Source organism: Micromonospora sp. NPDC000663 (assembly GCF_042898105.1).
Classification (GTDB): Bacteria; Actinomycetota; Actinomycetes; order Mycobacteriales; family Micromonosporaceae; genus Micromonospora.
In genome coordinates this window covers 386,226-411,370 of the sequence record NZ_JBIAYR010000002.1, presented here as the reverse complement: position 1 = coordinate 411,370, position 25,145 = coordinate 386,226, and the positions used below count along the sequence as shown (strand labels likewise).

At 71.7% G+C, this 25,145-nt stretch carries 21 protein-coding genes; 12 read left to right on the top strand and 9 right to left on the bottom strand.

Annotation, left to right across the window (positions count from 1 at the left end):
- Positions 1-3: 3 nt before the first annotated feature.
- Positions 4-1,203, bottom strand: coding sequence for a PP2C family protein-serine/threonine phosphatase (locus ACFY1S_RS10575; protein WP_387115304.1), 1,200 nt, complete (start codon positions 1,201-1,203; stop codon positions 4-6).
- A 281-nt stretch (positions 1,204-1,484) separates the two neighbouring features.
- On the opposite strand from ACFY1S_RS10575, the gene ACFY1S_RS10570 reads away from it, so the two are divergent.
- Complete coding sequence (locus ACFY1S_RS10570; protein WP_387115301.1) at positions 1,485-3,905, top strand: M28 family peptidase; 2,421 nt, start codon at positions 1,485-1,487, stop codon at positions 3,903-3,905.
- Between the two features lie 110 nt (positions 3,906-4,015).
- Here the strand turns inward: ACFY1S_RS10570 and ACFY1S_RS10565 are convergent, their stop codons facing one another.
- Together ACFY1S_RS10565 and ACFY1S_RS10560 are read right to left on the bottom strand one after the other, a co-directional pair.
- Positions 4,016-4,957, bottom strand: a complete 942-nt coding sequence (locus ACFY1S_RS10565; RefSeq protein WP_387115298.1) for a threonine/serine dehydratase — start codon at positions 4,955-4,957, stop codon at positions 4,016-4,018.
- Positions 4,958-4,998: 41 nt separating this feature from the next.
- The gene (locus tag ACFY1S_RS10560) at positions 4,999-6,018 is read right to left on the bottom strand and encodes a hypothetical protein (protein ID WP_387116027.1); all 1,020 of its coding nucleotides are present in this window, start codon (positions 6,016-6,018) and stop codon (positions 4,999-5,001) included.
- Between the two features lie 175 nt (positions 6,019-6,193).
- Here ACFY1S_RS10560 and ACFY1S_RS10555 point away from each other — a divergent pair, with 175 nt between their 5' ends.
- Positions 6,194-6,553 (top strand): hypothetical protein, encoded by a 360-nt coding sequence (locus tag ACFY1S_RS10555; protein ID WP_387115295.1) that lies wholly within the window; start codon positions 6,194-6,196, stop codon positions 6,551-6,553.
- 32 nt (positions 6,554-6,585) lie between these two features.
- Here the strand turns inward: ACFY1S_RS10555 and ACFY1S_RS10550 are convergent, their stop codons facing one another.
- From ACFY1S_RS10550 to ACFY1S_RS10540, 3 genes are all read right to left on the bottom strand, one after another.
- Positions 6,586-6,840 carry a Smr/MutS family protein gene (locus ACFY1S_RS10550; RefSeq protein WP_088987488.1) on the bottom strand — a complete coding sequence of 85 codons (255 nt, stop codon included), beginning with the start codon at positions 6,838-6,840 and terminating at the stop codon, positions 6,586-6,588.
- Between the two features lie 122 nt (positions 6,841-6,962).
- A complete protein-coding gene (locus ACFY1S_RS10545) occupies positions 6,963-7,331 on the bottom strand; it encodes a M48 family metallopeptidase (RefSeq protein WP_139587882.1) in 369 nt (122 codons plus the stop codon).
- An 89-nt stretch (positions 7,332-7,420) separates the two neighbouring features.
- Positions 7,421-8,191 (bottom strand): ROK family protein, encoded by a 771-nt coding sequence (locus ACFY1S_RS10540; protein WP_387115291.1) that lies wholly within the window; start codon positions 8,189-8,191, stop codon positions 7,421-7,423.
- Between the two features lie 62 nt (positions 8,192-8,253).
- Between ACFY1S_RS10540 and ACFY1S_RS10535 the strand changes: the two genes are divergently transcribed.
- From ACFY1S_RS10535 to ACFY1S_RS10525, 3 genes are all read left to right on the top strand, one after another.
- A complete protein-coding gene (locus ACFY1S_RS10535) occupies positions 8,254-9,891 on the top strand; it encodes an ABC-F family ATP-binding cassette domain-containing protein (protein ID WP_387115288.1) in 1,638 nt (545 codons plus the stop codon).
- A gap of 38 nt (positions 9,892-9,929) precedes the next feature.
- A complete protein-coding gene (locus tag ACFY1S_RS10530) occupies positions 9,930-10,238 on the top strand; it encodes a hypothetical protein (RefSeq protein ID WP_387115285.1) in 309 nt (102 codons plus the stop codon).
- Between the two features lie 198 nt (positions 10,239-10,436).
- The gene (locus ACFY1S_RS10525; protein ID WP_357985281.1) at positions 10,437-11,162 is read left to right on the top strand and encodes a methyltransferase domain-containing protein; all 726 of its coding nucleotides are present in this window, start codon (positions 10,437-10,439) and stop codon (positions 11,160-11,162) included.
- On the opposite strand, the gene ACFY1S_RS10520 is transcribed toward ACFY1S_RS10525, so the two are convergent.
- The gene (locus tag ACFY1S_RS10520; protein WP_387115281.1) at positions 11,159-12,166 is read right to left on the bottom strand and encodes a LacI family DNA-binding transcriptional regulator; all 1,008 of its coding nucleotides are present in this window, start codon (positions 12,164-12,166) and stop codon (positions 11,159-11,161) included. The genes ACFY1S_RS10525 and ACFY1S_RS10520 overlap by 4 nt on opposite strands.
- Before the next feature lie 146 nt (positions 12,167-12,312).
- Here ACFY1S_RS10520 and ACFY1S_RS10515 point away from each other — a divergent pair, with 146 nt between their 5' ends.
- The 5 genes from ACFY1S_RS10515 (at position 12,313) to ACFY1S_RS10495 (ending at position 18,079) form a co-directional block, all read left to right on the top strand.
- Positions 12,313-13,827, top strand: a complete 1,515-nt coding sequence (locus ACFY1S_RS10515; RefSeq protein WP_387115278.1) for an alpha-N-arabinofuranosidase — start codon at positions 12,313-12,315, stop codon at positions 13,825-13,827.
- Between the two features lie 61 nt (positions 13,828-13,888).
- Complete coding sequence (locus tag ACFY1S_RS10510) at positions 13,889-15,220, top strand: ABC transporter substrate-binding protein (RefSeq protein ID WP_387115275.1); 1,332 nt, start codon at positions 13,889-13,891, stop codon at positions 15,218-15,220.
- Between the two features lie 6 nt (positions 15,221-15,226).
- Positions 15,227-16,189 (top strand): carbohydrate ABC transporter permease, encoded by a 963-nt coding sequence (locus ACFY1S_RS10505; RefSeq protein WP_387115272.1) that lies wholly within the window; start codon positions 15,227-15,229, stop codon positions 16,187-16,189.
- Positions 16,190-16,199: 10 nt separating this feature from the next.
- The gene (locus ACFY1S_RS10500) at positions 16,200-17,057 is read left to right on the top strand and encodes a carbohydrate ABC transporter permease (protein ID WP_387115269.1); all 858 of its coding nucleotides are present in this window, start codon (positions 16,200-16,202) and stop codon (positions 17,055-17,057) included.
- On the top strand, positions 17,054-18,079 hold the full coding sequence (locus ACFY1S_RS10495; protein WP_387115266.1) for a glycoside hydrolase family 43 protein: 1,026 nt from the start codon (positions 17,054-17,056) through the stop codon (positions 18,077-18,079). Before ACFY1S_RS10500 ends, ACFY1S_RS10495 begins: the two co-directional genes overlap by 4 nt.
- Positions 18,080-18,121: 42 nt before the next feature.
- Here the strand turns inward: ACFY1S_RS10495 and ACFY1S_RS10490 are convergent, their stop codons facing one another.
- A complete protein-coding gene (locus ACFY1S_RS10490) occupies positions 18,122-19,618 on the bottom strand; it encodes an amino acid permease (protein ID WP_387115263.1) in 1,497 nt (498 codons plus the stop codon).
- A gap of 202 nt (positions 19,619-19,820) precedes the next feature.
- On the opposite strand from ACFY1S_RS10490, the gene ACFY1S_RS10485 reads away from it, so the two are divergent.
- Both ACFY1S_RS10485 and ACFY1S_RS10480 read left to right on the top strand, forming a co-directional pair.
- A complete protein-coding gene (locus ACFY1S_RS10485) occupies positions 19,821-21,479 on the top strand; it encodes a glycoside hydrolase family 10 protein (RefSeq protein ID WP_387115260.1) in 1,659 nt (552 codons plus the stop codon).
- Positions 21,480-21,658: 179 nt separating this feature from the next.
- On the top strand, positions 21,659-22,195 hold the full coding sequence (locus tag ACFY1S_RS10480; protein WP_387115257.1) for a phospholipase: 537 nt from the start codon (positions 21,659-21,661) through the stop codon (positions 22,193-22,195).
- A 101-nt stretch (positions 22,196-22,296) separates the two neighbouring features.
- Here the strand turns inward: ACFY1S_RS10480 and ACFY1S_RS10475 are convergent, their stop codons facing one another.
- Positions 22,297-25,137 carry an ATP-binding protein gene (locus tag ACFY1S_RS10475; RefSeq protein WP_387115254.1) on the bottom strand — a complete coding sequence of 947 codons (2,841 nt, stop codon included), beginning with the start codon at positions 25,135-25,137 and terminating at the stop codon, positions 22,297-22,299.
- Positions 25,138-25,145: the final 8 nt, after the last annotated feature.

Genomic DNA, 25,145 nt, shown 5'->3' with positions numbered 1-25,145 from the left:
GCGTCACCGGCCACCACCCCGGCTGACCAGCAGCATCGCCACGTCGTCGGCGAGCGGGCCGCCGTTGATCTGCTCCGCGCGACCGACCAGCCAGGCCGGCAGATCGGGCAGCGACACCTCGCGGTTGGCCGGTTCGTCGAGCAGGCCGCTCAGACCCGGCACGTCGAGGCGTTCGTTGCCGGCGCCCACACGCCCCTCGATGAGGCCGTCGGTGTACATCAGCAGGGACCAGTCATCGGTGTCGAACTCCAGGTCGTAGGCGATCGGCCGGCGGGGTCGTACGCCCAGCAGCAGGCCGCCGGGTGCGGGCACCGGGACGACCCGGCCGCCGGAGAGCAGCAGCGGCGGCGGGTGCCCGGCGAGTCGGACGGTGGCCCGGTTGGCGTCCAGGTCCAGTCGAACGGTGGCGACCGTCGCGAAGATCTCCTGGAGTCGGCGCTCACTCATCAGCACCTGTTCCAGCGCGGGCAGCACCTCGTCGTCCGGCACCCCGGCGAGCACAAGCGCCCGCCAGGCCACCCGCAGCTCGACGCCGAGGGCCGCCTCGTCCACCCCATGCCCGCAGACGTCCCCGACGATCAGGTAGAGACGGTCCGGACGGGTCTGCACCACGTCGAAGAAGTCCCCGCCGATCAGCGCCGCGTGCCGCCCCGGCCGGTAGAAGGTGTGCACCGCCACCTCGTCGGTGGTCATCAGCGGCTGGGGCAGCAGGCCGCGTTCGAGGCGGGCCGACTCGGCCTGGCGCAGCTCAACCTCACGTAGCCGGCGGGCGTTCTCGTCGGCCCGCTTGCGCTCCACGGCGTAGCGCAGCGCCCGGGTCAGCAGCACCCCGTCCACCTGGCCCTTGACCAGGTAGTCCTGTGCGCCCTCGGCGACCGCCACGATGCCCAGGTGCTCGTCGGAGCGGCCGGTCAGCACGCACACCGCCGCGCCGCTGGACATCTCCAGCACCTGCCGCAGCCCGTCCAGCCCCTGCGCGTCGGGCAGGCCCAGGTCGAGCAGGACGCAGTCGACGCCGGTGACCCGCTGCCGTGCCTCGCTGAGGCTGGTGGCGACAAGCAGCTCGATCATCGAGTTGGTCTCGGCGAGCAGTTCACCGACCAGGAAGGCGTCACCCTCGTCGTCCTCCACCAGCAGCACCCGCAACCGCTCGCCCGGCGGCAGGTTGGCGTGCCGCGCCAGGCCGCCGTGCGGGTACGGCACGACTGGGGAACCGGCCAGGCCGGGTCCCCGGTGCGGCCGGGCCACCGCCGCGAGACGCGGGAGTTCGCTGGTGATGTCGGGCTCCTTCCGAGTGCCCTGCTGATCCTGTATTAGACAACGGTCGCACACAACACGGCGGCCTCGGCGCGGGCGGGGATGGGCCGCGTCACTGCCCCCCGTGACCGTTCGGGCCGATCGTCGGCCGACCGGCCATCCCGCCCGAAGTCGCTGGACGGCAGGATAGTGCCACCCCAGGCCCCCACCACCTTCGAGGAGTTCCCGTGGGCGCACCCCCCACCCAGGCTGCGACGGGCCGTCCGGCCCGCCCCGGTCCGGGCGTACCTCCCGCCGACCGCGCGTTGGCCCGACCGCGCCGCCGGCTCCTGGCCGTCGCGGCTGCAATGGCGGCGCTGGCCGCCGTGGGCGCCGGCAGCCTGCTCGACCTGCGCACGCCTGCGCCGTCGCCGGCGAGCGCGCCGGCCGACGAGTTCAGCGCCGGCCGGGCGTACGAGGACGTCGAGGTCATCGCGGCCCGGCCGCACGCCGCCGGCAGCGCGGCAAACGATCAGGTACGCGCGCACATCGAGCAGCGGTTGCGCGGGCTGGGCCTGGAGACCGAGGTGCAGGACACGGTGGCCCCGGAGGCCGGCCAGCTCAGCGGCGCGGCGGGTGGGGCGACTGTGGCCCGGGTCCGCAACGTGGTGGCCCGGCTTCCCGGCACCGATCCGACCGGCCGGGTGTTCCTCGTCGCCCACTACGACTCGGTGCAGACCGGGCCGGGCGGCAACGACGACGCGGCGGGCACCTCGGCGATCCTGGAGGTGGCGCGGGCGCTGGCGGCCGGTCCGAAGCCGCGCAACGACATCGTCTTCGTGCTTACCGACGCGGAGGAGGCGTGCCTGTGCGGCGCGGCCGCGTTCGCCGCCAGCCACCCGCTGGCCGCCGACGGCGGAGTGGTGCTCAACCTGGAGGCGCGCGGCTCCACCGGTCCGGTGATCATGTTTGAGACGTCGAAGAACAACTCCCGGCTGGTGGAGGTCTTCGGCCGGGCCGCCCCGCACCCGGTCGGCACCTCGTTCGCGGTGGAGATCTACCGGGCGCTGCCCAACGACACCGACTTCACCGCGTTCCTGGACCAGAAGTTCGTCGGGCTGAACTCGGCGTACATCGACGGCGGCGCGATCTACCACACCCCGCTGGACACCCCGGCGGCGTTGGACCGGGGCAGTCTCCAGCAGCACGGGGACAACGCGCTGGGCCTGGCCCGGGAGTTCGGCCGCACCGACCTGACCGACCTGCGTTCCGGGCACGACGCCACCTACTTCCCGGTCCCCGGCGGGCTGGTCCGCTACCCCGGCTGGCTCACCCTGCCGCTGGCCCTGCTCGCCGTGGCAGCGGTGGCCGCGCTGGGCTGGCTGACCCGCCGCAGCGGGCGGGCCAGCGCCGGCCGGCTGGCCGCCGGCTTCGGGCTGGCCCTGGTGCCGATCGTGGTCGCGCCGGCCGCCGCCCAGCTGCTCTGGCTGGCGATCACCACGATCCGCCCGGGGTACGCGGAGCTGCTCGACCCGTACCGCCCGATCTGGTACCGGCTGGCCGTGCTGGCGCTCGCCGCCGCGATCGTGTTCGCCTGGTACGCGCTGCTGCGCCGCCGGATCGGCCCGGCCGCGCTGGCCGTGGGCGGGCTGGCCTGGCTGGCGCTGCTCGGCGTGCTGCTCGCCGTGGCGGTTCCCGGCGGGGCGTACCTCACGACCCTGCCGGCCCTGGCCGGTGCCCTCGGCGGGCTTGTCGCGCTGCGGACCCGGCAGGCCGGGCCGTGGCCGGTGGTGGCGGTGACCGCCGCCGCCGCGGTCGGGGTGACCATCCTGCTGCCGACGGTGGTGCTGCTCTTCCCGGCGCTGGGCATGGGAATGGGTGGGGTGGCCGCGCTTGTCGCGGTGCTGCTCGGCCTGACCGCCCTGCCGGTGGTCGACCTGCTGCATCCGCAGGCCGGCGGGCAGCGCGGGCTGGTCGCACTGCGGGCCCGGCGGCTCGCGATGCTGCCTGCCGGGGCCGCCGCCGTCGCGGCGGTGGTGCTCGCCGGGGTCGGGCTGGCCGTCGACCGCTTCGACGCCGACCATCCCGCGCCCACCCACCTGATGTACGCCCTGGACGCCGGCACCGGCCAGGCCCGCTGGCTGAGCCGCGAAACCGACCCGCAGCCGTGGACGGACGGCTACGTGGACGGGGGGACCGATGTCGGCGACGACTTCCCCGGGCTCGGCGACGCTGAGCTGCGCGCCGGCCCGGCGCAGGCGGCGAACCTGCCGGCGCCGAAGGTCGACGTCGTGGCCGACAGCACCTCCGGCGACGAACGCACGCTGCGGCTGCGGCTCACCCCGCAGCGGGCGGTACGGCTCGCCACGCTGCACGTCGACGCGTCGACGGCCACGGTGCTGCGCGCCGAGGTCGCCGGCCGGCCGGTGCCGGTGGAGGCCCGCGAGGGGAAATGGGGATTCGGGCTGGTCTTCCACGCCCCTCCGGCCGAGGGGATCGAGGTGACGTTGACGCTGCGTACGAAGGGCGGGCCAGTGGCGTTGCGGGCGATGGACGCCAGCGACGGACTGGACGCGCTGCCCGGTTTCCGCCCCCGGCCGCCGGACGTCGGCGTCGTCGGGTCGCACAGCTCCGAGATGCTGGCGGTCGCGCGCACCTATCCCTTCTGACGGGACGGTTCATGGTCCGGCGGGGGTGCTCCCCGCCGGACCCGCGTCCTTTGCTCTGCACCCCGCGTCCTTTGCTCTGCACCCGCGGATGCACCTCTTGACGGTGTCGGTCAGTGCGGTGCCGCCGGGCCCAGGTCGCTCGGGTCGGTGTTGCCGCCGCAGACGATCACCGCCACCCGCTCCCCCGCCTGCGGCACGTACGCCCCACCGACCAGCGCGGCGAGCGCGGTGGCACCGCCGAACTCGGCGGCCACCCGCAGCTCCGACCAGAGCAGCCGACGCGCCCGCACCAGATCGTCGTCGCTGACCAGCACGGAGACCACGCCGGTCCGGCGGGCGGTGTCGTACGCGATCTCGCCGATCCGGCGGGCGCCCAGCGAGTCCGTGGCGATGCCGCCCACCTCGATGTCGACAGGCCCGCCCGCCTTGAGCGCGGAGTGCAGGGTGGGGATCTGCTCGGGCTCGACGGCCACGACCCGTACCGACCCGTCGAACCAACTCGCGACGCCGGACACCAGCCCACCACCGCCGACCGCCACCAGCACCGTGTCGATCCCCTCGAGCTGCGCCTCCAACTCCCGGCCGACGGTGCCCTGACCGGCCACCACCTCCGGCTGGTCGTACGCGTGCACGACCAGGGCACCGGTCTCCTGCGCCCGCTCGGTGCTCGCCGCCAGGGCCTCGGCGTAGTGCTGACCCACCTGCCGCACCTGGGCACCCAGCCCGGCCAGCCGCTGCACCTTCACCGGTGAGGAGGTCACCGGAACGAAGACCTCCGCCGGCACTCCCAGCGACCGGGCCGCGTACGCCACCGCGAGTCCGTGGTTGCCACCGGAGGCGGCGATCACCCCGGCCGACGGCAGCGGCCCCTGGAGCATCCGGTTGAACGCGCCGCGCGGCTTGAACGAGCCGGTGTGCTGGTGCAGCTCCAGCTTGAGGCTGAGCTGGCCGGGCACGCCCAGGTCAGCGCCGTCGACAGCGATGACCGGAGTCTCCCGGACCCGCCCGGAGACCAGCGCGGCAGCGGCGTCGACGTCGCTTCTGTTCACCATGGGAAACGCCCTCTCACTGGGACCGTGGTCGGTGAGCCATCCTATGGAGCGTCGACGGGGTCACCCCTGTCGGCTGCGCGCCGCAACCGGCGGTGCTCGGCGGTCACCACCCCCAGCAGGGCCAGGTCGATCGCGACCACGGCTACCGCGTTGAACTGGTTGACAGTGAAGTTGAAGATCTGCCCGAACAGCAGGCTGACCAGCAGCGCGAGCTTGAAGAACCGGAACGCCTCGAGCCGGTTCGAGCGCAGCAGCCACGCCGCGCGCAGACTGAGCACCCCCGTGACCAGCGCGGTAGCGGTGACACCGAGCACCGCGCCCCACTCGCGCTCCTGGTCCAGCTCTCCGGTCACCCCGTCCAGCAGCACCGCCACCACGACCAGCACCGGCTCCACCACCAGGTAGACCACCACCAGCCAGACCAGCCAGCGCTGCCGCGTCGCCCAGACGGCGAGACGCCGGGCCCGGTCGGCCGCTCGCTGCCAGAACCGGACCGACGGCGGCTCACGTCGGGGCATCGTGTCCAGCAACTGCTCCATGGCAGTCGCGGTGGCAGGCCCGGTGCCCCGCACGAGACGCCGCACGTCCGCCCGGCGCCGGTCCGTCAGCCCGGCGGGCAAAGCGCTGAGCACCACGTCCAGCGCGTTGGCCGTACGCTCCGCCGGGGTCAACTGGGATCGACCGGTACGCCCACGTACCGCCTGGGTGAGCAGGACGAGCAGGGCGAACGCGACGTAGATGATGGCGGCAGCCGGGGCGTAGAAGTAGTCGGTGCCGGCGGTGACGAACTTGCCCACCTCGTCGATGAACAGGCCGAACCCGACGCCGCCGACGATCGCCCCGGCGGTGCGTGGCCCTTCGCCCAGGAAGATCAGCGGGATCCCCAGGCCGACCGCGAGCAGCAGGCCGCCCCAGAGCACATGCGCGATGTGCAGCCCGCCGCCGCCGAGCTGCGGATAGTCGGTGGCCTCCAGGTACGCCCGCAGGGCCAGCACGGTGACCACACCGGAGAGCACGAACGCCTGGAGGTGGGACGCCGCCCCGACCGCCCGGGTCGGCAGCAGGCGGACCAACCAGCCGATCCCGGGGCGGTGGCGCGGACGTCCAGATGACATGTTTCGAAACCTAGTAGCCACCCACTCCTCGCGGACGTGGTCCGGTCGACACAGCGACGCCAGCACGTCCAGTGGTACGCCAAGGGCTGACGCCGCTCGCGCGATGCCTGATACTTCGTCCATGACGCTGTCGGCGACACGCCCTGCCCTCGTCGGGACGGGCAGGGCCGACCCGCGCGCCTCGTTCCTGGTGCTGATCGGCTGGTACGCGGCAGTCGTGGTGGCGTTCGGCCTGTTTCTCGGCACGCTCTCCGGGTCGGTCCCGGCGGGCTGCGACGAGGGGTGCGACTCGGAGCGGTCCCGGATGCTGCTCTTCGGGCTCTACGCGGCCCTGCCGGCGATGTTTCTCGCCCTGCTGGTCAGCCTCGGGATGCTCGCGGCCCTTGTCTCCCGTACCCGGATCCGTTCGGCGGCCCTCGTGGGGACGCTGTCCGCGGTGGTGCCGCTGGCGGCCTGCGCCGTCATCACCGCGAGCCTCTGACCCGCCCGTGATTCAGGCCAGGGCATGCGCCGCTACTTCCAGCGGAAGTGGACGAAGAGGCGGCCGAAGTTCTTCGAGTCCTTCTCCACCCGGTGGTAGAGCTGCTTGACGTCCTTCTGGTCGAGGAACCGCAGCACCCGCTTCTTGAGCTGGCCCGACCCCTTGCCAGGGATGATCTCCACGAGGGTGGCCTTCTTCGCCACCGCCTCGTCCATGATCCCGCGCAGTGCGCGGTCGATGTCCTGGCCCTTGTTGAAGATGTCGTGCAGGTCCAGCTTGAGCTTCATGCCGCAGCCCCCGGCCGGTCAGGTCCCATGTCCGCCATCCTAGGCACCCCCGTCGCGCCGCCCGCCGGACGACGGAGGGGCGGCCCCGTAGGACCGCCCCTTGTCCGTCACCGGTTTCGCGTTCAGCGGGTGCCGCCCACCCGGGCCTCGACCCGCTCCAGCGCCACCCGGTAGTCGTCGTTCGCCGCGTACATGGCGGCGGCGATCCGCAGGTGCCGCAGCGCGTCGGTGGGCCGGTTCAGCCGTTCCAGCGTCCGACCGAGCACGTGGTGCGCGTAGTGGTCGCTCGGGTCCCGGTCGACCAGCTCCCGCAGGTGCTCCTCGGCCCGGTTGAGCTGGGCCGACTGGAAGTACGCCCGGGCCAGCAGCTGCCGGACCGCCGCGTTGCCGGGTTCGGCGTCGACGATCGGCTCCAGCAGTCGGGCCGCCCCGCTCGGGTCGCCGGTCTCGAAGAACATGGTCGCCCGCCGGTAGTCCGCCAGAAGATCCATCTGCCCACCTCCTCGGGTCGCACCGTCACCTGTTCCGACGCTGGCACAACGTCCGGCGTTTGGCGACTGTTCCCGGAGTCGAGATCGTGTCAGGTTCGGGCGTCCCGGCGGCCGGCGGCCAGCTCCCAGGCTCGGACGCCGCCGACGATCCCCGCCGTGTTGGGCACCACCACCACGTCGTCGCCCATCCGGGCGAGCTGCTCGGGCCGGATCAGCCGCGAGTTGCCCCCGCCCAGGTAGAGCCGGTCCCAGCGGAACACCGGGCGGAGCCCGTCCACCACCTGTCGGATGCGGCGCGACCAGAAGGCGTCGCCGAGCCGCCGTCGTTCCGGCTCACCCACGTACGTGTCGTAGGTGGTCCCCCAGCGCACCGGCGCGTGCGACAGTTCCAGGTGCGGCGCGAGGATCCCGCCGTCGAAGAGGGCGCTGCCGAGCCCGGTGCCCAGGGTCAGCACCAGCTCGCAGCCCGTCCCGGCGACCACGCCCGCCCCGTGCACCTCGGCGTCGTTGAGCACGAGCGCCGGCACCCCGAACGCGTCGGCGAGCGCACCACGCGCGTCCCAGCCGGACCATTCGGCCAGCAGGTCCGGGTCGACCCGGCTGCGGGGGCCGCTGCGTGTCACGTAGTGCGGCGTGGCGACCACCACGCCGTGCCTGATCATCCCGGGTACGCCTACCGTCAGCCGGTCCGCGGTCGGCAGCCGAGCGCCCAGATCCAGCAGTGTCCGGACGAACAGGGCGGGCGGCAGCGGGTACGGGGTCGGCACCCGCAGCGGCCGGGCGCGCATCGTGCCCGCCTCGTCGAGCACGGACGCCTTGATGCCCCCGCCGCCGCAGTCGATCGCCAGTGTGGTCACCACGCCGTTGAGTCTGCCCGCTGCGATCGGTTCGTATGCGGGCAGCCGGATAGGCTGCCGTCCTGATGAGCGCCACGATGATCGTCAAGGACCTGGCCGCCGGGCACGGCGACCGTTCACTCTTCGCCGGGCTGGACCTGGTGGTCGCCCCCGGCGACGTGGTCGGCCTGGTCGGGCCGAACGGGGCCGGCAAGTCGACGCTGCTGCGTACCCTCGCCGGGTTGCTGCCGGTCGAGGCCGGCAGCGTCCGACTCAGCCCGCCCACCGCGACCGTCGGGCACCTGCCGCAGGAGCCGGAGCGGCGACCGGGCGAGACGGTACGCGACTTCCTGGCCCGCCGGACCGGGGTGACCGCCGCGCAGGCGGCCCTGGACGTGGCGACCGAGGCGCTGACCGCCGGGACGGCAGGAGCGGACGACGCGTACGCCGACGCGCTGGAGCGCTGGCTCGCCCTCGGCGGCGCGGACCTGGACGAACGCGCCGAGCAGGTGAGCGCCGACCTCGGGCTCGCGGTCGACCTGGACCACCCGACGACCGGCTTGTCAGGCGGTCAGGCCGCCCGGGCGGGGTTGGCGTCGTTGCTGCTCAGCCGGTACGACGTGTTCCTGCTCGACGAGCCGACGAACGACCTGGACCTGGCCGGATTGGAGCGGCTGGAGGAGTTCGTGACCGGGCTCCGGGCCGGCACGGTGCTTGTCAGTCACGACCGGGAGTTCCTGACCCGCACGGTGACCCGGGTGCTGGAGCTGGACCTGCCGCAGCAGCAGATCAACCACTACGGCGGCGGCTACGCGGCCTACCTGGAGGAGCGCGAGGTCGCGCGGCGGCACGCCCGCGCGGACTTCGAGGAGTACGCGGACACGAAGGCCGGCCTGGAGGCGCGGGCGCGCACCCAGCGGGGCTGGATGGAGAAGGGCGTCAAGAACGCCCGCCGCAAGGCCACCGACAACGACAAGATCGGCCGCAAGTTCCGCGCCGAGGCGAGCGAGAAGCAGGCCGCCAAGGCCAAGCAGACCGAACGGCTCATCGAGCGGCTGGACGTGGTGGAGGAGCCCCGCAAGGAATGGGAGCTGCGGATGGAGATCGCCGCCGCGCCCCGCGCCGGCGCCGTCGTGGCCACGCTGCGCGGCGCGGTGGTACGCCGAGGCGGGTTCACCCTCGGCCCGGTCGACCTCCAGATCGACTGGGCGGACCGGGTGGCGGTGACCGGGGCGAACGGCTCGGGCAAGTCCACCCTGTTGGCGGCGCTGCTGGGGCGGCTGCCGCTGGACGAGGGCAGCGCCGCACTCGGGCCGGGCGTGGTGGTGGGCGAGGTGGACCAGGCGCGCGGGCTGTTCCTCGGCGACGCGCCGTTGATCGACGCGTTCCAGGTTGCCGTACCCCACCTGTCGCCGGCGGACGCGCGGACCCTGCTCGCCAAGTTCGGGCTGCGGGCGGCGCACGTACCGCGGCCGGCGGCGACCCTCTCCCCAGGTGAGCGGACCCGGGCGGCGCTTGCGCTGCTCCAGGGTCGCGGCGTCAACCTGCTGGTGCTCGACGAGCCCACCAACCACCTGGACCTGCCGGCCATCGAACAGCTCGAATCGGCGTTGGCCAGCTACCCGGGCACGCTGCTGCTGGTCACCCACGACCGGCGGATGCTTGCGGCGATCGAGACGAACCGGCGGCTGCGCGTCGACGGCGGGCGGATCGCCGAGGATTGATCCGTGCCGGCGGGCCGTCGCGGGGTGAGAATGACGCCATGCTCAAGTGGGAGTACGCCCTGCTGGTCCGCCGCCGTCAGGCCGCGACCAACGACCTGGGCTGGGAGGTCGTCTTCGTCTGGTACGGCCCGGACGGCTCGATGGTCGACGTGACGCCGTACGGCGACACCTCACTGGCCCACCTCAACCGGGCCGGTGACCAGGGCTGGGAGTTGGTCGCGATGAGCGAGGACCCGTCCCTGCCCGGCAACAACGAGTTGCACCGCTACCACCTGAAGCGGCCGAAGCCCGCAGCCCCGCAACCGCGCCAGCGGATGCGCGGCAGCCGTCGCACCGTCACGGGCTGAGCCGGCGCGGGGCCTGTGGTGCCGTAGGTGCGTATACCTGGGAGTCATATCTATGACGCACAGGTATACGGCTCGTCGAGGAAACCGCCAGTCGCGGGGTTCGGGTGCGCCCACCAGCGAGGCGCCGATCCCCGGCGGGTGGACGAGCTGGGCATACCGGGCGCGAATGCGGGTAACGCGCGGCGGGAGGTGGCCCGAATGGTCGCTTTGGCACAGACTCCGCCCTCGGCCGACCGGCTGCGGGCGATCGACGAGTTCCTCGCGCAGGCGTGGGCGGACCAGGTCCGGCACGACGACCGACTGCGCGGTCTGGCCGTCGACGTCCGGTTCGACAGGGGTGTCGCCCATCTGAGCGGCGAGGTGGCCGAGCAGGCCGACCTGCGGCTGGTTCGCGACCTGGTGGGGCGGCTGGCCGGTGTGTACGGCGTCTGGTGCCGGGTCGGCGTCGGTGGCCGGGAGCCGGTGGTGGTGGACCTCGGTTGCGGCCCGACCAAGCAGTGGTCGAGCAACCTGGGGCTGGACATCTACCCGGCGCCGGGGGTGGATGCCGTGGCGGACCTGTCCGGCTCGCTGCCGCTGGCCGACAACTCGGTGGACGTCCTGTTCGCCGTGCACATCCTGGAGCACCTGATCGACTTCCTGCCGCTGGTCGACGAGTGCCACCGGGTGCTCCGCCCGGGTGGCGTGCTGCACGTGATGAGCCCCTGGTGGGGGCATGTGAACGCGGTAGCGGACCCGACCCACGTCCGGCTGATGGACGTGCAGACGTTCAAGGGGATCTGTCAGCTCCGGCCGCCCGGCACCCCGCGCTGGTATCCCCTGCACGCGGGCTGCGACGGTGCCTCGATCTTCGCCGACCTGACCCCGCTGCCCGCCGACGCCGACCCGGCACCGAACTCGCACCTGGCCCGCTTCTTCGACTAGGGGGTCTGGGTGGATTCGCGGAACTCCAGGCGGTAGCTGGCGGAGAGCTCTCTCGCCGGGGCGGCGCGATCGCCGTCCAGGCGGTCGGCAAGCAACTCGACGGCCAGCCGGGCGATCTGCGCCTTGTCCGGCGCGACGGTGCTCAGGGTGGGGATCGAGAAGCGGCCGTCCTCGATGTCGTCGAAGCCGACCACCGCCACGTCCTCGGGCACCCGCAGACCTGCCTCGTGCAGCGCGCGCAGGGCACCGAGGGCGAGCGTGTCGTTGAAGCAGAAGACCGCGTCGGGGCGTACGCCGGAGGTGAGCAGGCCGCGCATCGCGGCCGCGCCGTCGGCGCGGTGCCAGGCCGGCGCGGGCGCCACGAGGGTTTCGTCGTAGTCCAGCCCGGCGACGCGCAGCGCGTCGGCGTAGCCGGCCAGCCGCAGTCGGGCGCTGGCGCCCTCGTCGGTGCGCTGCGAGCCGACTGCCGCGATCCGGCGCCGGCCGAGGCCGATGAGATGGCTGGTGATCTCCCGGGCCGCGCCCACGTTGTCGATCACGACACGGTCGGCCGGGCCGTGGTCGATCCGCTCGCCGAGCAGCACCATGGGCGTGCCGTCGAGGCTGGCCAGGTCCTCCGCGGTGAGGGCCAGCGGGCTGAAGATCAGACCGTCGATCAGGTGGTCGGTGATGCCGGACGCGACCACCCGTTCCTGCTCCCGCCCGCCGCCGGTCTGGTCGATCAGCACGGTCCAGCCGAAGTCGGCGGCGGCGGTGACGACGTGACGGGCCAGCTCGGCGAAGTACGGGATGTCCAGTTCCGGTACGGCGAGGGCGATCACGCCGGTGCGGCCCTTGCGCAGGTGCCGGGCGGAGAGGTTGGGCCGGTAGTTGAGTTCGGCGATGGCCTCCTCGACCCGGGCGCGGGTGTCCGGCCGGACGTGGACATAGCCGTTCACCACGTTCGACACGGTCTTCACCGACACGCCGGCCCGCTCGGCCACGTCCTTGAGCCTGTGCCGCACTTCGCACCCTCCCCGATGTAACCCAGCGCACCATACCTCTTCAGCAGCCCTTTACAACGTTGCCTACAACGTTGTACAAACGGTGGACACCGGGTGAGCGGTGACTGCGGTCACCCGGCACCGGCACTGACGAAAGGTGGCACCCCTTGCGGACCGCGCAACTGACGATCGACCCGGCCTTCTCGATCGGGCCGGCCGACCGACGTCTCTTCGGCTCCTTCGTCGAGCACATGGGTCGGTGCGTCTACGGCGGCATCTACGAGCCCGGCCACCCCGACGCCGACTCCCGCGGCCTGCGTCGCGACGTGCTGGAGCTGACCCGCGAGCTGGGCGTCTCAGTGGTCCGCTACCCGGGCGGCAACTTCGTCTCCGGCTACCGATGGGAGGACGGGGTGGGTCCGGCCGGCGACCGGCCGCGCCGGCTCGACCTGGCCTGGAAGACGATCGAGACCAACGCGTTCGGGCTGGACGAGTTCATGACCTGGGCGGCCGAGGCCGGCGTCGAGCCGATGATGGCGGTCAACCTCGGCACCCGCGGCGTGCAGGAGGCCCTGGACCTGCTGGAGTACGCCAACCACCCGGGCGGCACCGAGCTGTCCGACAGGCGGCGCAAACACGGCGCGGAAGAGCCGTACGGGGTGCGGCTGTGGTGCCTGGGCAACGAGATGGACGGCCCGTGGCAGGTCGGCCACAAGACCGCCGACGAGTACGGTCGGCTCGCCGCCGAGACCGCCCGAGCGATGAAGATGATCGACCCGTCGATCAGCCTGGTCGCCTGCGGCAGCTCCAACCGGCGGATGCCCACGTTCGCCGCGTGGGAGGCGACAGTGCTGGAGCACACCTACGAGCACGTCGACTACATCTCGGCGCACACCTACTACGACCCGTCCGACGGTGACCAGGCAAGCATCCTGGCCTCGGCCGTCGACATGGACAACTTCATCAACGAGGTCGTCGCCACAGCCGACCACGTGGCCGCCCGGCAGCGGCACAGGCGCAAGCTGAAGATCTCCTTCGACGAGTGGAACGTCTGGTACGAGTCCCGCCTCCAGGCCGACCTGGACAGGCGCGGTTGGGTCGAGGCCCCCGCCCTCATCGAGGACGACTTCACAGCTGTCGACGCCGTGGTCGTCGGTGACCTGCTGATCACCCTGCTCCGGCACGCCGACCGGGTCGGGGTGGCCGCCCAGGCCCAGCTGGCCAACGTGATCGCTCCCATCCGCACCCGCAACGGTGGTCCGGCCTGGCGGCAGAGCATCTTCCACCCGTTCGCGCTGACCGCGCGGTACGCCCGGGGCACCGTGCTGCGTACCGAGCCGGTGTCGCCGCGCTACGAGACGAAGAAGTACGGGGACGTGCCGGTGCTCGACACCGTCGCCGTGCACGACGAGGAGACCGGCGAGCTGACCGTCTTCGCGGTCAACCGGGACCAGACGGAGCTTCCGCTGGAGATCGACCTGCGCGGGCTGCCGGGCATGGCTGGCCTCTCCTTCCAGAGCATCGCCGCCGGTTCCGACCCGTCGGCGATCAACACCGAGGCCGAGCCCGACCGGGTGACGCCCCGGGATCTGCCCACCCCCACCCCCGACGGCGGCCGGTGCACCGTGCGCCTGCCCGCCGTGTCCTGGAGCGTGCTGCGGTTCGGCCCGACCAGCGCCTGAGGTCGTACCGGGCTTGAGCAGGCACAATTCATCCCGTCCCCCTGCAAGGAGAGATACCAGCATGATCCAGAACGACATGAGCCGGCGGCGCCTGCTCGGCCTCGGTCTCGGACTCGGTGCCGCGGCCACCCTGACACTCGCCGGCTGCGGCGGAGGCGACGACAACGCCTCCGGGCCGGCCGCCGGCAACGGCGGCAAGGAGTACACCGGTCCCAAGGTCGACCTGAAGCTGTGGAACGGCTTCACCGGCGGCGACGGCGACATCTTCAAGGCGCTGGTGAACCAGTTCAACACCGAGCACCAGAACATCGCCGTGTCGGTGGCCACGTACCAGTGGGAGGACTACTACGCCAAGCTCCCCGGCGCGGCCTCCAGCGGCAACGGCCCGGACATCGCGGTCATGCACATGGACCAGCTCGCGACCTTCGCCGCCCGCGGCGTGATCACCGAGCTGGACGACGTGGCGAAGAACCTGGAGCTCTCCGAGGCGGACTTCGCCCCCACCGTCTGGAAGGGCGGCCTCTACAACAACAAGCGGTACGGCATCCCGCTGGACATGCACCCGCTGGGCTTCTACTACAACAAGGCCGTCATGCAGAAGGCCGGCCTCGACCCGAACAAGCCGCCGACCACCAGGGACGACTACATGGCGGCCCTGGTCGAGCTGAAGAAGTCGGGCGTACAGGGCTTCTGGATCAGCCCGTTCCAGTTCACCGGCGGCATGACCTTCTACTCCCTGCTCAACCAGTGGGGTGCCACCCTCTTCGACGCCGAGGTGGCCAAGGCCACGTTCAACTCGGACCCGGCGGTCGAGGCCTGCACCTGGCTCGTCGACATGATCAAGCAGGGGCACTCGCCGGCCAACGTCGGTCAGGACGCCGAGTACCTGGCGCTCAAGAGCGGCAAGAACGCCTTCACCTGGAACGGCATCTGGCAGATCAACGACCTGAAGAAGAGCCCCGAGGTGCAGTGGGGTGTCGCTCCCCTGCCGCAGATCGGCAGCAAGCCGGCGGCCTGGGCCAACTCGCACAACTTCACGATCGTGAAGCAGCGGGCCAACAACGCCAACAAGGTCTCCGGCGCGAAGGTCTTCATCAACTGGCTGAGCCAGCACTCGCTGGACTGGGCCAAGGGCGGCCAGATCCCGGCCCGCAAGGACGTTCGCGAGGGCGCCGAGTTCAAGGCGCTGCCGGAGATCTCGTCGCTCGCCCCCGAGCTGGAGTACGCGGCCTTCCCGCCGGCGGCTCCCGGGCTGGGCGAGGTCATCACCACCTTCTACGACTCGTTCAACGAGGCCGCGCTGGGCAAGAAGTCGCCCAAGCAGGCCCTCGACGACGGTGTCGCCAAGGCCAACAAGCAGCTCGAGGACAACCGCAAGAAGTACGGGAGCTGATAACCCGTGGCGGACGTGATCGAGGTCGGGGCGGCGCGTGGTGACGCGCCGCCCCCGGCGGCCAACGCAGCCCGCCGGGCCTCGGCGGGCCGGACCGGACGGGCGACGCCATACCTGTTCCTCGCCCCGTACCTGGTCCTGTTCGGGGTCTTCGGCCTGCTGCCGATCGTCCTCGGCCTCTGGCTGAGCGTGCACCAGTGGGACTTCCAGCTACCCAACCGGCCGTTCGTCGGGTTGGACAACTACAAGGAACTGTTCTCCAGCGACTCCGCCATCTACGGCGACTGGTGGCGGAGCGTACGGGCCACCGCGATCTTCACGGTGCTGTCGGTGCCGCTGCTCGTGGTCGTACCGCTCGGGTTGGCGTTGCTGTTGAACCGCTCGTTCCCGGGCCGCACGTTCTTCCGGGCGATCTACTTCGCGCCGTACGTGCTGGGTGTGGCCGTGATCGGCCTGCTCTGGCGGTTCCTGCTCGACGCCAACCTGGGCCTGGTCAACAGGCTCCTCGGCGTGGTCGGGCTGCCGTCGGACACCCCGTGGGTGACGAACATGCCGTGGGCGTGGATCTCCCTGGTCGGGGTGACCGTGTGGTGGACGTCCGGGTTCAACGCGGTGATCTACCTGGCCGGTCTCCAGGACATCTCCCCCGAGCTGTACGAGGCGGCCCGGATGGACGGCGCCAACACCTGGCAGCGGTTCCGCAACGTCACCCTGCCCGGTCTGCGCCCGGTGCTGCTCTTCGTGATCACCACGACCGTGCTCGCCTCGGCGAACATGTTCGGCCAGTCCTTCCTGATCACCCAGGGTGCGCCCGGCACGGAGACCCGCACGGTGGTGTGGTTCATCGTCGAGGAGGGTCTGCGGGACAACGACGCGGGCCGCGCCGCCGCGATGAGCATCGTGTTCGCCCTGCTCCTGGCGGTCGTGAGCATCGCCAACTTCCGCCTCTTCCGCTACCGGGAAGACTGAGGGGACCGCCATGACGACGCCCACGCCGACCACTGACGGTTCCGCCTGGGGAGCGCGCCGGGTCGTGTTCTACGCCATCCTGGTCGCGCTGACCCTGGTCTTCCTGACCCCGCTCGTGTGGATGGTCATCACCTCGCTGAAGACCTACACGGCCGCCCAGGAGATCCCGCCGAGCTGGCTGCCGAACCCGATCGCCGGGTACGGCTACGAGCAGATCATCAACAACTCGGCGAACCCCGTGCTGCGCTGGTTCCTCAACAGCATGGTGGCCGCGACGCTGCACTCGCTGCTGGTGCTGGTGACCGCCTCGATGGCCGCGTACTCCCTGGCCCGCCTGCGGTTCCGCGGACGCGGGGTGACCTTCGCGTTGATCGTCGGGACGCTGTTCATCCCGCCGACCTCGCTGATCATCCCGAACTTCCTGATCGTCGACCAGCTCGACTGGATCGACACCCTCGCCGTGGTGGTGGTGCCCGGCGCGGCGAGCGCGTTCGGGGTGTTCTTCCTGCGGCAGTTCTTCCTGTCCCTGCCGAACGAGCTGGAGGAGGCCGCCACCCTCGACGGCGCCAACCAGTGGCAGATCTTCTACAAGGTGGTGCTGCCGCTGTCCAAGCCGGCGCTCGCCACCCTGGCCGTGCTGTCGTTCCTCACCAACTGGAACGACTTCCTCTGGCCGATCTTCGTGCTGTTCAGCCCGGAGAAGTTGACGCTGCCGCCCGGCCTGGGGCTGCTCCAGGGCTCCTACGTCACCGACTACCCCGTGATCATGGCGGGTGCGGTGCTGGCCAGCCTGCCGGTACTGATCCTCTTCGTCCTGGCGCAGCGGCACATCATCCAGGGCGTCTCCCGCAGCGGTCTCAAGGGATGACAGTTACGAGGACCTGGCGTGGCGGCGCGGCGGCGATCATCGCCGCCGCGCTGCTCGCATCGGGCTGCGCAGACGACGCCCGACCCACAGCCACCACGAGCAGCGGGAGCAACTCCAGCATGTTCACCAACCCGGTCGTCCGCTCCGACGCCCCGGATCCGCAGGCGATCCGGGTGGGCGACACCTGGTACCTGTTCCACACCAACTCGCAGGGCCGCAACGTCCCGGTGCTCACGTCCACCGACCTGGTCGACTGGACCGAGGCCGGGGACGCCCTGCCGAGGTTGCCGGCATGGGCGGACGCCGGAAAGACGTGGGCGCCCGAGGTCATCGAGTTGGCGCCGGACCGGTTCGTCCTCTACTACACGGTCGCCGGCCGGGAGTCCGGGCGGCAGTGTGTCGGGCGGGCGGTGGCCAGCGCACCGCAGGGGCCGTACTCCGACGACGCGGACGGCCCGTTGATCTGCCAGGCCGAGCTGGGCGGGGCGATCGACGCCAGCCCGTTCCGGGACACCGACGGCAGTCTGTGGCTGCTGTGGAAGAACGACGGCAACGCCATCGGGGTGGACACCTGGCTCTGGTCGCAGCGTCTCGCCGACGACGGCCTGACCCTTGTGGGTGAGCCGACGAAGCTGCTGAAGCAGACCGAGCCGTGGGAGGGCACCCTGATCGAGGGGCCGTTCTTCCACCGTCAGGACGGCCGGCTGCTGCTCTTCTTCGCCGCCAACGCGTACGACAGGGCGGAGTACGCCGAGGGCTACGCGGTCTGCGACAGCCCGACCGGCCCGTGCGTGAAGGCCACCGAGAACCCGATCCTGACGAGCAACGAGGTCGCCTCCGGCCCCGGCCACGCGTCGATGGTGGTCAAGGGCGGCCGTACCTGGCTGCTCTACCACGCCTGGCCGCCCGGCCAGGAGGGCAGCACCGACCCTGGCCGCCAGGTGTGGCTGGACGAGGTGACCTGGGTCGACGGCAAACCGGTCGTCAAGGGCCCGACCGGTACCGCGCAGTCCCGCCCCTGACCTGATCGTGCGGAGGGGCGTTCGGCCCCTCCGCACGCCCGGTCAGGCGGTCGGTTCGCCCGGCGCCGGAGCGACTGCCGGTTCGTGCCGGGCCAGCCGGTTGCGGCGGTGGCCGTAGCCGAAGTAGATGATCGCGCCGAGCAGCATCCAGGCCAGGAACCGCAGCCAGGTCTCCACCGACAGGTTCAGCATCAGGTAGAAGCAGGCAAGCGCGGAGACGACCGGCAGCACCGGGGAGAACGGTACGCGGAACGGCCGCTCCAGGTCGGGGCGCTTGCGACGCAGGATCGGCACCGCGATCGACACCAGCACGAATGCGCAGAGCGCGCCGATGCTCACCAGGTCGGCCAGTGCGGAGAGCGGCAGGAAGCCGGCGAGCAGGGCGACAGCCACCGTCATGATCGCCGAGATCCGGTACGGCGTACCCCAGCGCGGATGCACCTTCGCGATCGACGGCGGGATCAGCCCGTCCCGGGCGATCGCGAAGCCGATCCGGCCCATGGCCACCAGGTCGACCAGGATGACGCTGGTCAGGCCGGCGACCGCGGCGATGGAGACCAGCACGGCCGCCCACCCGGCGCCCACCGACTCGAAGGCCGACGCGATCGGGGCACCCCTGTCGATCTCGGTGTACGGCACCATGCCGACGACCACGAGCGAGACGCCGATGTAGAGCACGGTGGAGATCAGCAACGTGCCGAGCAGGCCCAGGGTGAGGTCCCGCTTGGGCTTACGCGTCTCCTCGCCCAGGTTGGCCACGGCCTCGAAGCCGGTGTACGCGAAGAAGACCACGGCGGCGGCGCTGAGCACCCCGACGAAACCGAAGACCGACGGCTCCAGCCCGAACAGCGCCTGGGTGACCGGCTGCTTGATGCCGTCGTCGCCGCTGCCGGCGGGCTCGGCCGGCGGGATGAACGGGGTGAGGTTGGCGGCCTTGACGAAGAACAGGCCGGCGACCACCACGAACACGCAGATGGCCACCTTGACCAGCACCAGCAGGTTGGTGATCCGGGCGGACTCGCGGATGCCGACGATCGCGACGACGCCGAGGATCAGCACGATGGCGATGGCGCCGATGTTGACCGTGCTGCCCTCCTCACCGAACCAGCGGGTCGGCAGGTCGAGCAGCTCGGCGAGGTAGCCGGACCAGCCCCGGGCGACGACTGCGGCGCCGAGCGCGAACTCCAGCAGCAGGTCCCAGCCGATGATCCACGCGACGATCTCGCCCATCGTCGCGTACGCGTAGGTGTAGGCGCTGCCGGCGGTCGGCACGCTTGACGCCAGCTCGGCGTAGCAGAGGGCGGCGAGCAGGGCGACGACGCCGGCGATGGCAAAGGAGATCACGACGCCCGGGCCGGCGCTGTCGCGGGCCTCGATCCCGGTGAGAGTGAAGATGCCGGTGCCGATCACGATGCCGATGCCGAAGCCGGTGAGGTCGATCGCACCGAGCCGCCTCTTCAGCCCCAGTTGGCCGTCGGTGCCGTCCGCTTCGCCCTGAGCTATCACGTCCTTGATCGGTTTTGTGCGCAGCATGGACATGCGCTCACCCCTCCCACCGTGCGACCACCACCGTGGCGGCCGGTGACCGGCGTTGCTACCCAGCGGCGGGAATGGTCAACCACGAACCCTTGCGGTTACCGGCCGAGTGTGAAAATTTCCTACCAGCGGCAGATAGTCGTCGGCGAATCTTGCCGACGTGCCGCGTTGATCACACGGGAGCCCCAACGAAGGGACACACCGCATGAAGGCAACTCGCCTCGCGGCCGCCGGGCTGGCCACAGCCCTGCTCGCCACGCTCGCGGCGGCCGCCACCCCCGCGAGCGCCGCACCTTCCACCTCCGTCTCCACCACCACCTGCGTCACCGACCCCGCCACGCCGAAACGGCAGTTCCGGGCGATGTGGATATCGTCGGTGGTCAACATCGACTGGCCCAGCAAGGCGTCCCAGACCAGCCCGGACCGGATCGCCGCCCAGCAGACCGAGTACCGCGAACTGCTCGACCTCGCCGAGCGGCTGAACCACAACGCGGTGGTGGTCCAGGTCCGGCCGACCGCCGACGCGCTCTGGCCGTCACCGTACGAGCCGTGGTCCGAATACCTGACCGGCGTCCGGGGCCAGGACCCCGGCTGGGACCCGCTGGCCTTCCTGGTCGCCGAGTCGCACAAGCGCAACCTGGAGTTCCACGCCTGGTTCAACCCGTACCGCGTCTCCATGCCGGCCCCCGGCGGCGCCGGCGCGGACCTCAGCCTGCTCGCCCCCGACCACCCGGCCCGGCAGCACCCGGACTGGACCTTCGCCTACCCACCGGCCGGCGTCGCCGGCAGCCGGCTCTACTACAACCCAGGCATCCCCGAGGTACGCGAGTTCGTGCAGACCGCGATGATGGACGCCGTCAAGCGGTACGACATCGACGGCGTGCACTTCGACGACTACTTCTACCCCTACCCCAGCGGTACCTACCAGGTGCCCGACGACGCCACCTTCGCCGCGTACAACAGGGGCTTCACCGACCGGGCGGACTGGCGGCGGGACAACATCAACCTGCTGATCCAGGAGATGAACGGAAAGATCAAGGCGGCGAAGCCGTGGGTGAAGTTCGGCGTCAGCCCGTTCGGCATCTGGCGCAACAAGACCGCCGACCCGCTCGGCTCGGACACCACGGGCAGCCAGTCGTACGACATCATCTCCGCCGACACCCGAAAGTGGGTCAAGCAGGAGTGGATCGACTACGTGGTGCCGCAGCTCTACTGGTACATCGGCCAGTACCCGGCCGCCGACTACGCGCGCCTGGTGCCGTGGTGGGCCGAGACGGTACGCGGCACCCGCGTGCAGCTCTACATCGGCCAGGCCGACTACAAGAGCGGCGACCCGGCGTACGGGCCGTTCTGGCAGAACCCGCGTGAGCTGTCCGACCACCTGACGCTCAACCGGTCGTACCCGGAGGTGCAGGGCAACGTGCACTTCTCCGCCGTACAGGTGCGGGCCAACCGGCTGGGCGCCACCGACATCTACGCCGCCGAGCACTACTCGCGCCCGGCGCTGGTGCCGGCCATGCCGCACCTGCCGGCCAAGCCCCTGCTCTTCCCGGTGGTCACCAAGATCACCCGGCAGGCCGACGGGGTACGCCTCACCTGGCGTCAGCCCGCCGAGGGCGTCGGCCCGCTGGGCACCGCCACCTCGTACGCCATCTACCGGTTCGACGGCACCACGCTGCCCGGTCGGTGCGCCACGGCCGACGCCGCGCACCTGGTCGACACCGTTCGGGCCGTGCCCGGCGCGGCACAGTCATGGGTGGACACCACGGCCGAGCCCGGCCGTCGCTACACCTACCAGCTGACCGCGCTGGACCGGTCGGCGAACGAGAGCCTCCCGAGCCCACCGGCGTTCAGCAGGCGCTGACCGCTCTCTCGAATGCCCCGGGCGCCCGCGCGCCCGGGGCATTTCGTCTGTTTGAACCCATGTCACCAATAGTTGGCACGGCACATACCACCCGGTTGATCAATTGATCGACACTTGTCGAATCCCGGTAACCCGCCGGTAACTTCCGTCCCAGCCGCTCACCCCCGCGGAGGTAACAAGTGCCCCGACGTCTCGCCACCCTGCTCGCCTCGGGCGCGCTCGCGCTGCTCGCCACCCTCGCCATCGCCTCCCCCGCCGCCGCCGTCACCGCCGCGGAGAAGCTCACCGTGCTGTCCAGCTGGACCCAGACAAGCGCGTCCAGCTACAACTCCTGGAACAGCGCCCGGGTCAACCGGGCCCCCTGGGCCGAGTACAACTTCGACTGGTCCACCGACTACTGCTCGTCCAGCCCGGACAACCCGCTCGGGTTCACCTTCAACCTGGGCTGCTACCGGCACGACTTCGGCTACCGCAACTACAAGGCGGCCGGCCAGTTCTCCGCCAACAAGTCCCGCCTCGACAGCGCCTTCTACGCCGACCTGAAGCGGGTCTGCACCACCTACAACACGGTCGTCCGTCCGGCCTGTTACAGCCTGGCCTGGACCTACTACCAGGCGGTAAGCATCTTCGGCTCCGTCGCCGCCGTCCAGCAGGCCGACATCGACCGCGCCGCCCGAATGAAGGCCGAAGCCGAAGCCAACGCCGCCCGCGCCTGACCCCACCCCCCGCCGTTGATCAAGAGGTTTGCGTCATCGGAAGCCGTTTCCTGACGCAAACCTCTTGATCGACAGGGGTGATGGTGGGGGCCGGGGGCGGGTTAGGCGCGTTCGGTTCGGGTTGCGGGGTGGCGGTCGGGGTCGGCGGGACTGCGCGGGGCCGGTTGGGACAGTCCGGTGCTGAAGCGGGTCGAATCCGCCGCCAGATCCGGATGTTCCACGTCGAGCGCCAGCACTGCGGCCTCGTCCAACCCCAACTCGGCGCCCTCGCCGTACGCGTCGTCGAAGGCCGCGTCACCCAACGCGGCCCGCAGCTCCGCCTGCTGCTCGGCCCAGTAGCCGCCGTAGATCCCCGGCATCGCCCGCATGCTCGCCCGGGTGGCCTGCGCCGCCCCGAACAGCCGAGCCGCGGTCAGCCGGTTCCCGCCCGCCGCGCAGCGCACCGCGATCGCGTTCAACGTGTCGCACGCACCGCCGTGATAGCCGTGACCCATCCGCGACCGCAACGCCACAAGCAGATGCTCGTGCGCGGCGATCACGTCACCCCGGGCCAGCGCGACCATCCCGAGCAGCATGTCCACCGACCGTCGGCCCCGCTCCACGGGCCGGGCCGCCTCCACCGGGCGGACCGCCCCCAGCAGGTCCGCGGCCTCCGCCAGCGCGCCCCTTCGCCACAGCAGCTCGGCCAGGCTGAACACCGCGAACAACGCCTCGCCCACCACGTCCTGCCCGTGCGCCCAGTCGATGACCTCCCGGCACACCCGCTCGGCCTCGGCGAACTGCCCCATGTCGACGAGCGGCGCGGCACGACCGGCGAGCACCCGCGCCAACAACCCGGCGTCGCCGGCCTGGCGGGCCGCCGCCTCCGCCCGCTGGGAGAAGCGCAACTCCTCGGCGAACTCGCCGTCCGCACCGGCGTGCAGGGAGTGCATGTGGTACGCCGCCGCCAGCTCCGCCTCCGGGATCCGCTCACCGGTCTCGGCGATCCGCCCGTACAGCCGGAACAGCCACAGCCGCCCCTCCCGGGCCAGGCCACGCTCCCGCCACCACTGGTCCAGCCCACCGGCCAGGCCGAGGCCGGCGCGGGCGCTGCCGCCTGTGGCACACCACCGCAGCGCCGCCCGCAACTCCCCTGCGAGAGGGTCCAGGGTGTAGAGCGACAGCGTCACCGGCCGCCCGTCCGGCCCCAGATGCGCCCGCTCCAACGCGTGCGCCGACCAGGCCACGTGCCGATCCCGGGCAGCCTGCTCCTCGCCCGCCTCGGCGAGTCTGCGCGCCGCGTACGCCCGGATCGGGTCGAGCATCCGGTACGTGCTGCCGGCCGCACGTGGCTCGGCCAGCACCATCGACTTGTCGACGAGCACCGACAGCGGATCCAGCGGGTCGTCGCCCAGCAGCCACTCCACAGTCGCCAGGTCCACCGGGCCGGCGAAGACCGCCAGCCACCGCAGCAGACGGGCGGCCCGAGGGCCCAACGTCCGGTACGACCAGGTGACTGTCGCCTGCATGGTCAGGTGCCGTTCGGTGGCCGAGCGCTGCACCGCCCTGCTCGCCGGAGTCGGCGGCGACGTCCCGGCCGCGGCCGCCACCAGGTCCACAGTGTCCTGCTGGTTGCCGGACCAGCCCCGCTCCACCGGCGGCGGCTCCGGATCCTCCCGGCCCGCGTCCAACGTGCTGAGCACGTCGTCGAGCCGCTCGGCGAGCTGACCGACGGAGAGCACCCGCAGCCGGGCCGCCGCCAACTCGATGGCCAGGGGCAGCCCGTCGAGCCGCTGCACCACCCGGCGCAGGTCGGCCGACTCGGAAGGTTCCGGCTGCCGGCCACCCCGCGCCGCCGCCGTACGGTCCAGCAGCAGCGCGACCGCGTCGCTCTCCGCGCCGTCTGCCCGCGGGTCGACCGAGAGTGGCGGGATCCGCCACACCACCTCGCCGGGCAGGCTGAACGACTCGCGGCTGGTCGCCAGCACCCGTACGCCTTCCCCACCGGAGAGCAGCCGCGCGATGACCTCCGCGCACGCGGCCGGCTGCGTGTCGCAGGTGTCCAGCACGACGAGCATCCGACGACCGGCCGCGTACTCGACGAGGGTGTCCAGCATCGGGCGGCCCGGCTCCGGTCGCAGCCCGAGCACGGCGGCGATGGCGAACGCCACCAGCCCCGGGTCGGTCACCGAGGCGATGTCGACGAACCACACCCCATCCGGGTACGCCTCGACCACCCCGCTGGCCAACTCAACCGCGAGTCGGGTCTTACCCGCCCCACCGGCACCCAGCACGGTGACCAGGCGGTGCCGCTCCACCAGCAGGCCCAGCTCGACGCGTTCGGCCTGCCGGCCGACGAAGGAGGTCACCTGCGTGGGCAGGTTGTGCGCCACCGCGTCGGCGGTGCGGGGACGGGGGAACTGCCGCTCCAGGCCCGGTGCGACGAGCTGGAACAGCCGCTCCCGGTCGTCGAACCCGCGCAGCCGGTGCAGGCCCAGGTCGAGCAGGGTTGCACCGGCGGGCAGCGGGTCGGCCCGGCGGGCGGTCGACGCGGAGCAGAGCACCTGCCCGCCGTGCGCCGCCGCGGCCACCCGGGCCGCCCGGTGCACCTCGGGGCTTGCGTACTCCCCGTCGCGCGGCTCCGCGTAGCCGGTGTGTAGGCCCATCCGTACCCGGGGCGCGGCGTCAGGCGTGGGCCATTCGTGGTTCGCCAACGCGCGCTGCGCGGTCAGGCAGGCGGTCAGGGCCGCCGTCGCGTCGTCGAAGGCCAGGAAGAACGAGTCGCCCTCGGTCAGCAACTCCGAGCCGCCGGTGCAGGCGAGCGTCCGGCGCAGCAGCCGGCGGTGTTCGGCAAGAACCGGGCGGTAGTCCGGGCCGAGCAGCTGGGCCAGCCGGGTCGAGCCCTCGATATCGGTGAACACGAAGGTCACCCAACCGCTCGGGAGCTGGATCCGTGGCGACATGCGTGGAA

Bases quoted from the DNA above. Each gene is read 5' to 3' on its own strand.
- ACFY1S_RS10565 (WP_387115298.1), bottom strand. From the start codon at position 4,957: ATGGTGAACAGAAGCGACGTCGACGCCGCTGCCGCGCTGGTCTCCGGG.
- ACFY1S_RS10555 (WP_387115295.1), top strand. From the start codon at position 6,194: ATGACGCTGTCGGCGACACGCCCTGCCCTCGTCGGGACGGGCAGGGCC.
- ACFY1S_RS10550 (WP_088987488.1), bottom strand. From the start codon at position 6,840: ATGAAGCTCAAGCTGGACCTGCACGACATCTTCAACAAGGGCCAGGAC.
- ACFY1S_RS10545 (WP_139587882.1), bottom strand. From the start codon at position 7,331: ATGGATCTTCTGGCGGACTACCGGCGGGCGACCATGTTCTTCGAGACC.
- ACFY1S_RS10535 (WP_387115288.1), top strand. From the start codon at position 8,254: ATGAGCGCCACGATGATCGTCAAGGACCTGGCCGCCGGGCACGGCGAC.
- ACFY1S_RS10530 (WP_387115285.1), top strand. From the start codon at position 9,930: ATGCTCAAGTGGGAGTACGCCCTGCTGGTCCGCCGCCGTCAGGCCGCG.
- ACFY1S_RS10525 (WP_357985281.1), top strand. From the start codon at position 10,437: ATGGTCGCTTTGGCACAGACTCCGCCCTCGGCCGACCGGCTGCGGGCG.
- ACFY1S_RS10510 (WP_387115275.1), top strand. From the start codon at position 13,889: ATGATCCAGAACGACATGAGCCGGCGGCGCCTGCTCGGCCTCGGTCTC.
- ACFY1S_RS10500 (WP_387115269.1), top strand. From the start codon at position 16,200: ATGACGACGCCCACGCCGACCACTGACGGTTCCGCCTGGGGAGCGCGC.
- ACFY1S_RS10495 (WP_387115266.1), top strand. From the start codon at position 17,054: ATGACAGTTACGAGGACCTGGCGTGGCGGCGCGGCGGCGATCATCGCC.
- ACFY1S_RS10490 (WP_387115263.1), bottom strand. From the start codon at position 19,618: ATGTCCATGCTGCGCACAAAACCGATCAAGGACGTGATAGCTCAGGGC.
- ACFY1S_RS10485 (WP_387115260.1), top strand. From the start codon at position 19,821: ATGAAGGCAACTCGCCTCGCGGCCGCCGGGCTGGCCACAGCCCTGCTC.
- ACFY1S_RS10475 (WP_387115254.1), bottom strand. From the start codon at position 25,137: ATGTCGCCACGGATCCAGCTCCCGAGCGGTTGGGTGACCTTCGTGTTC.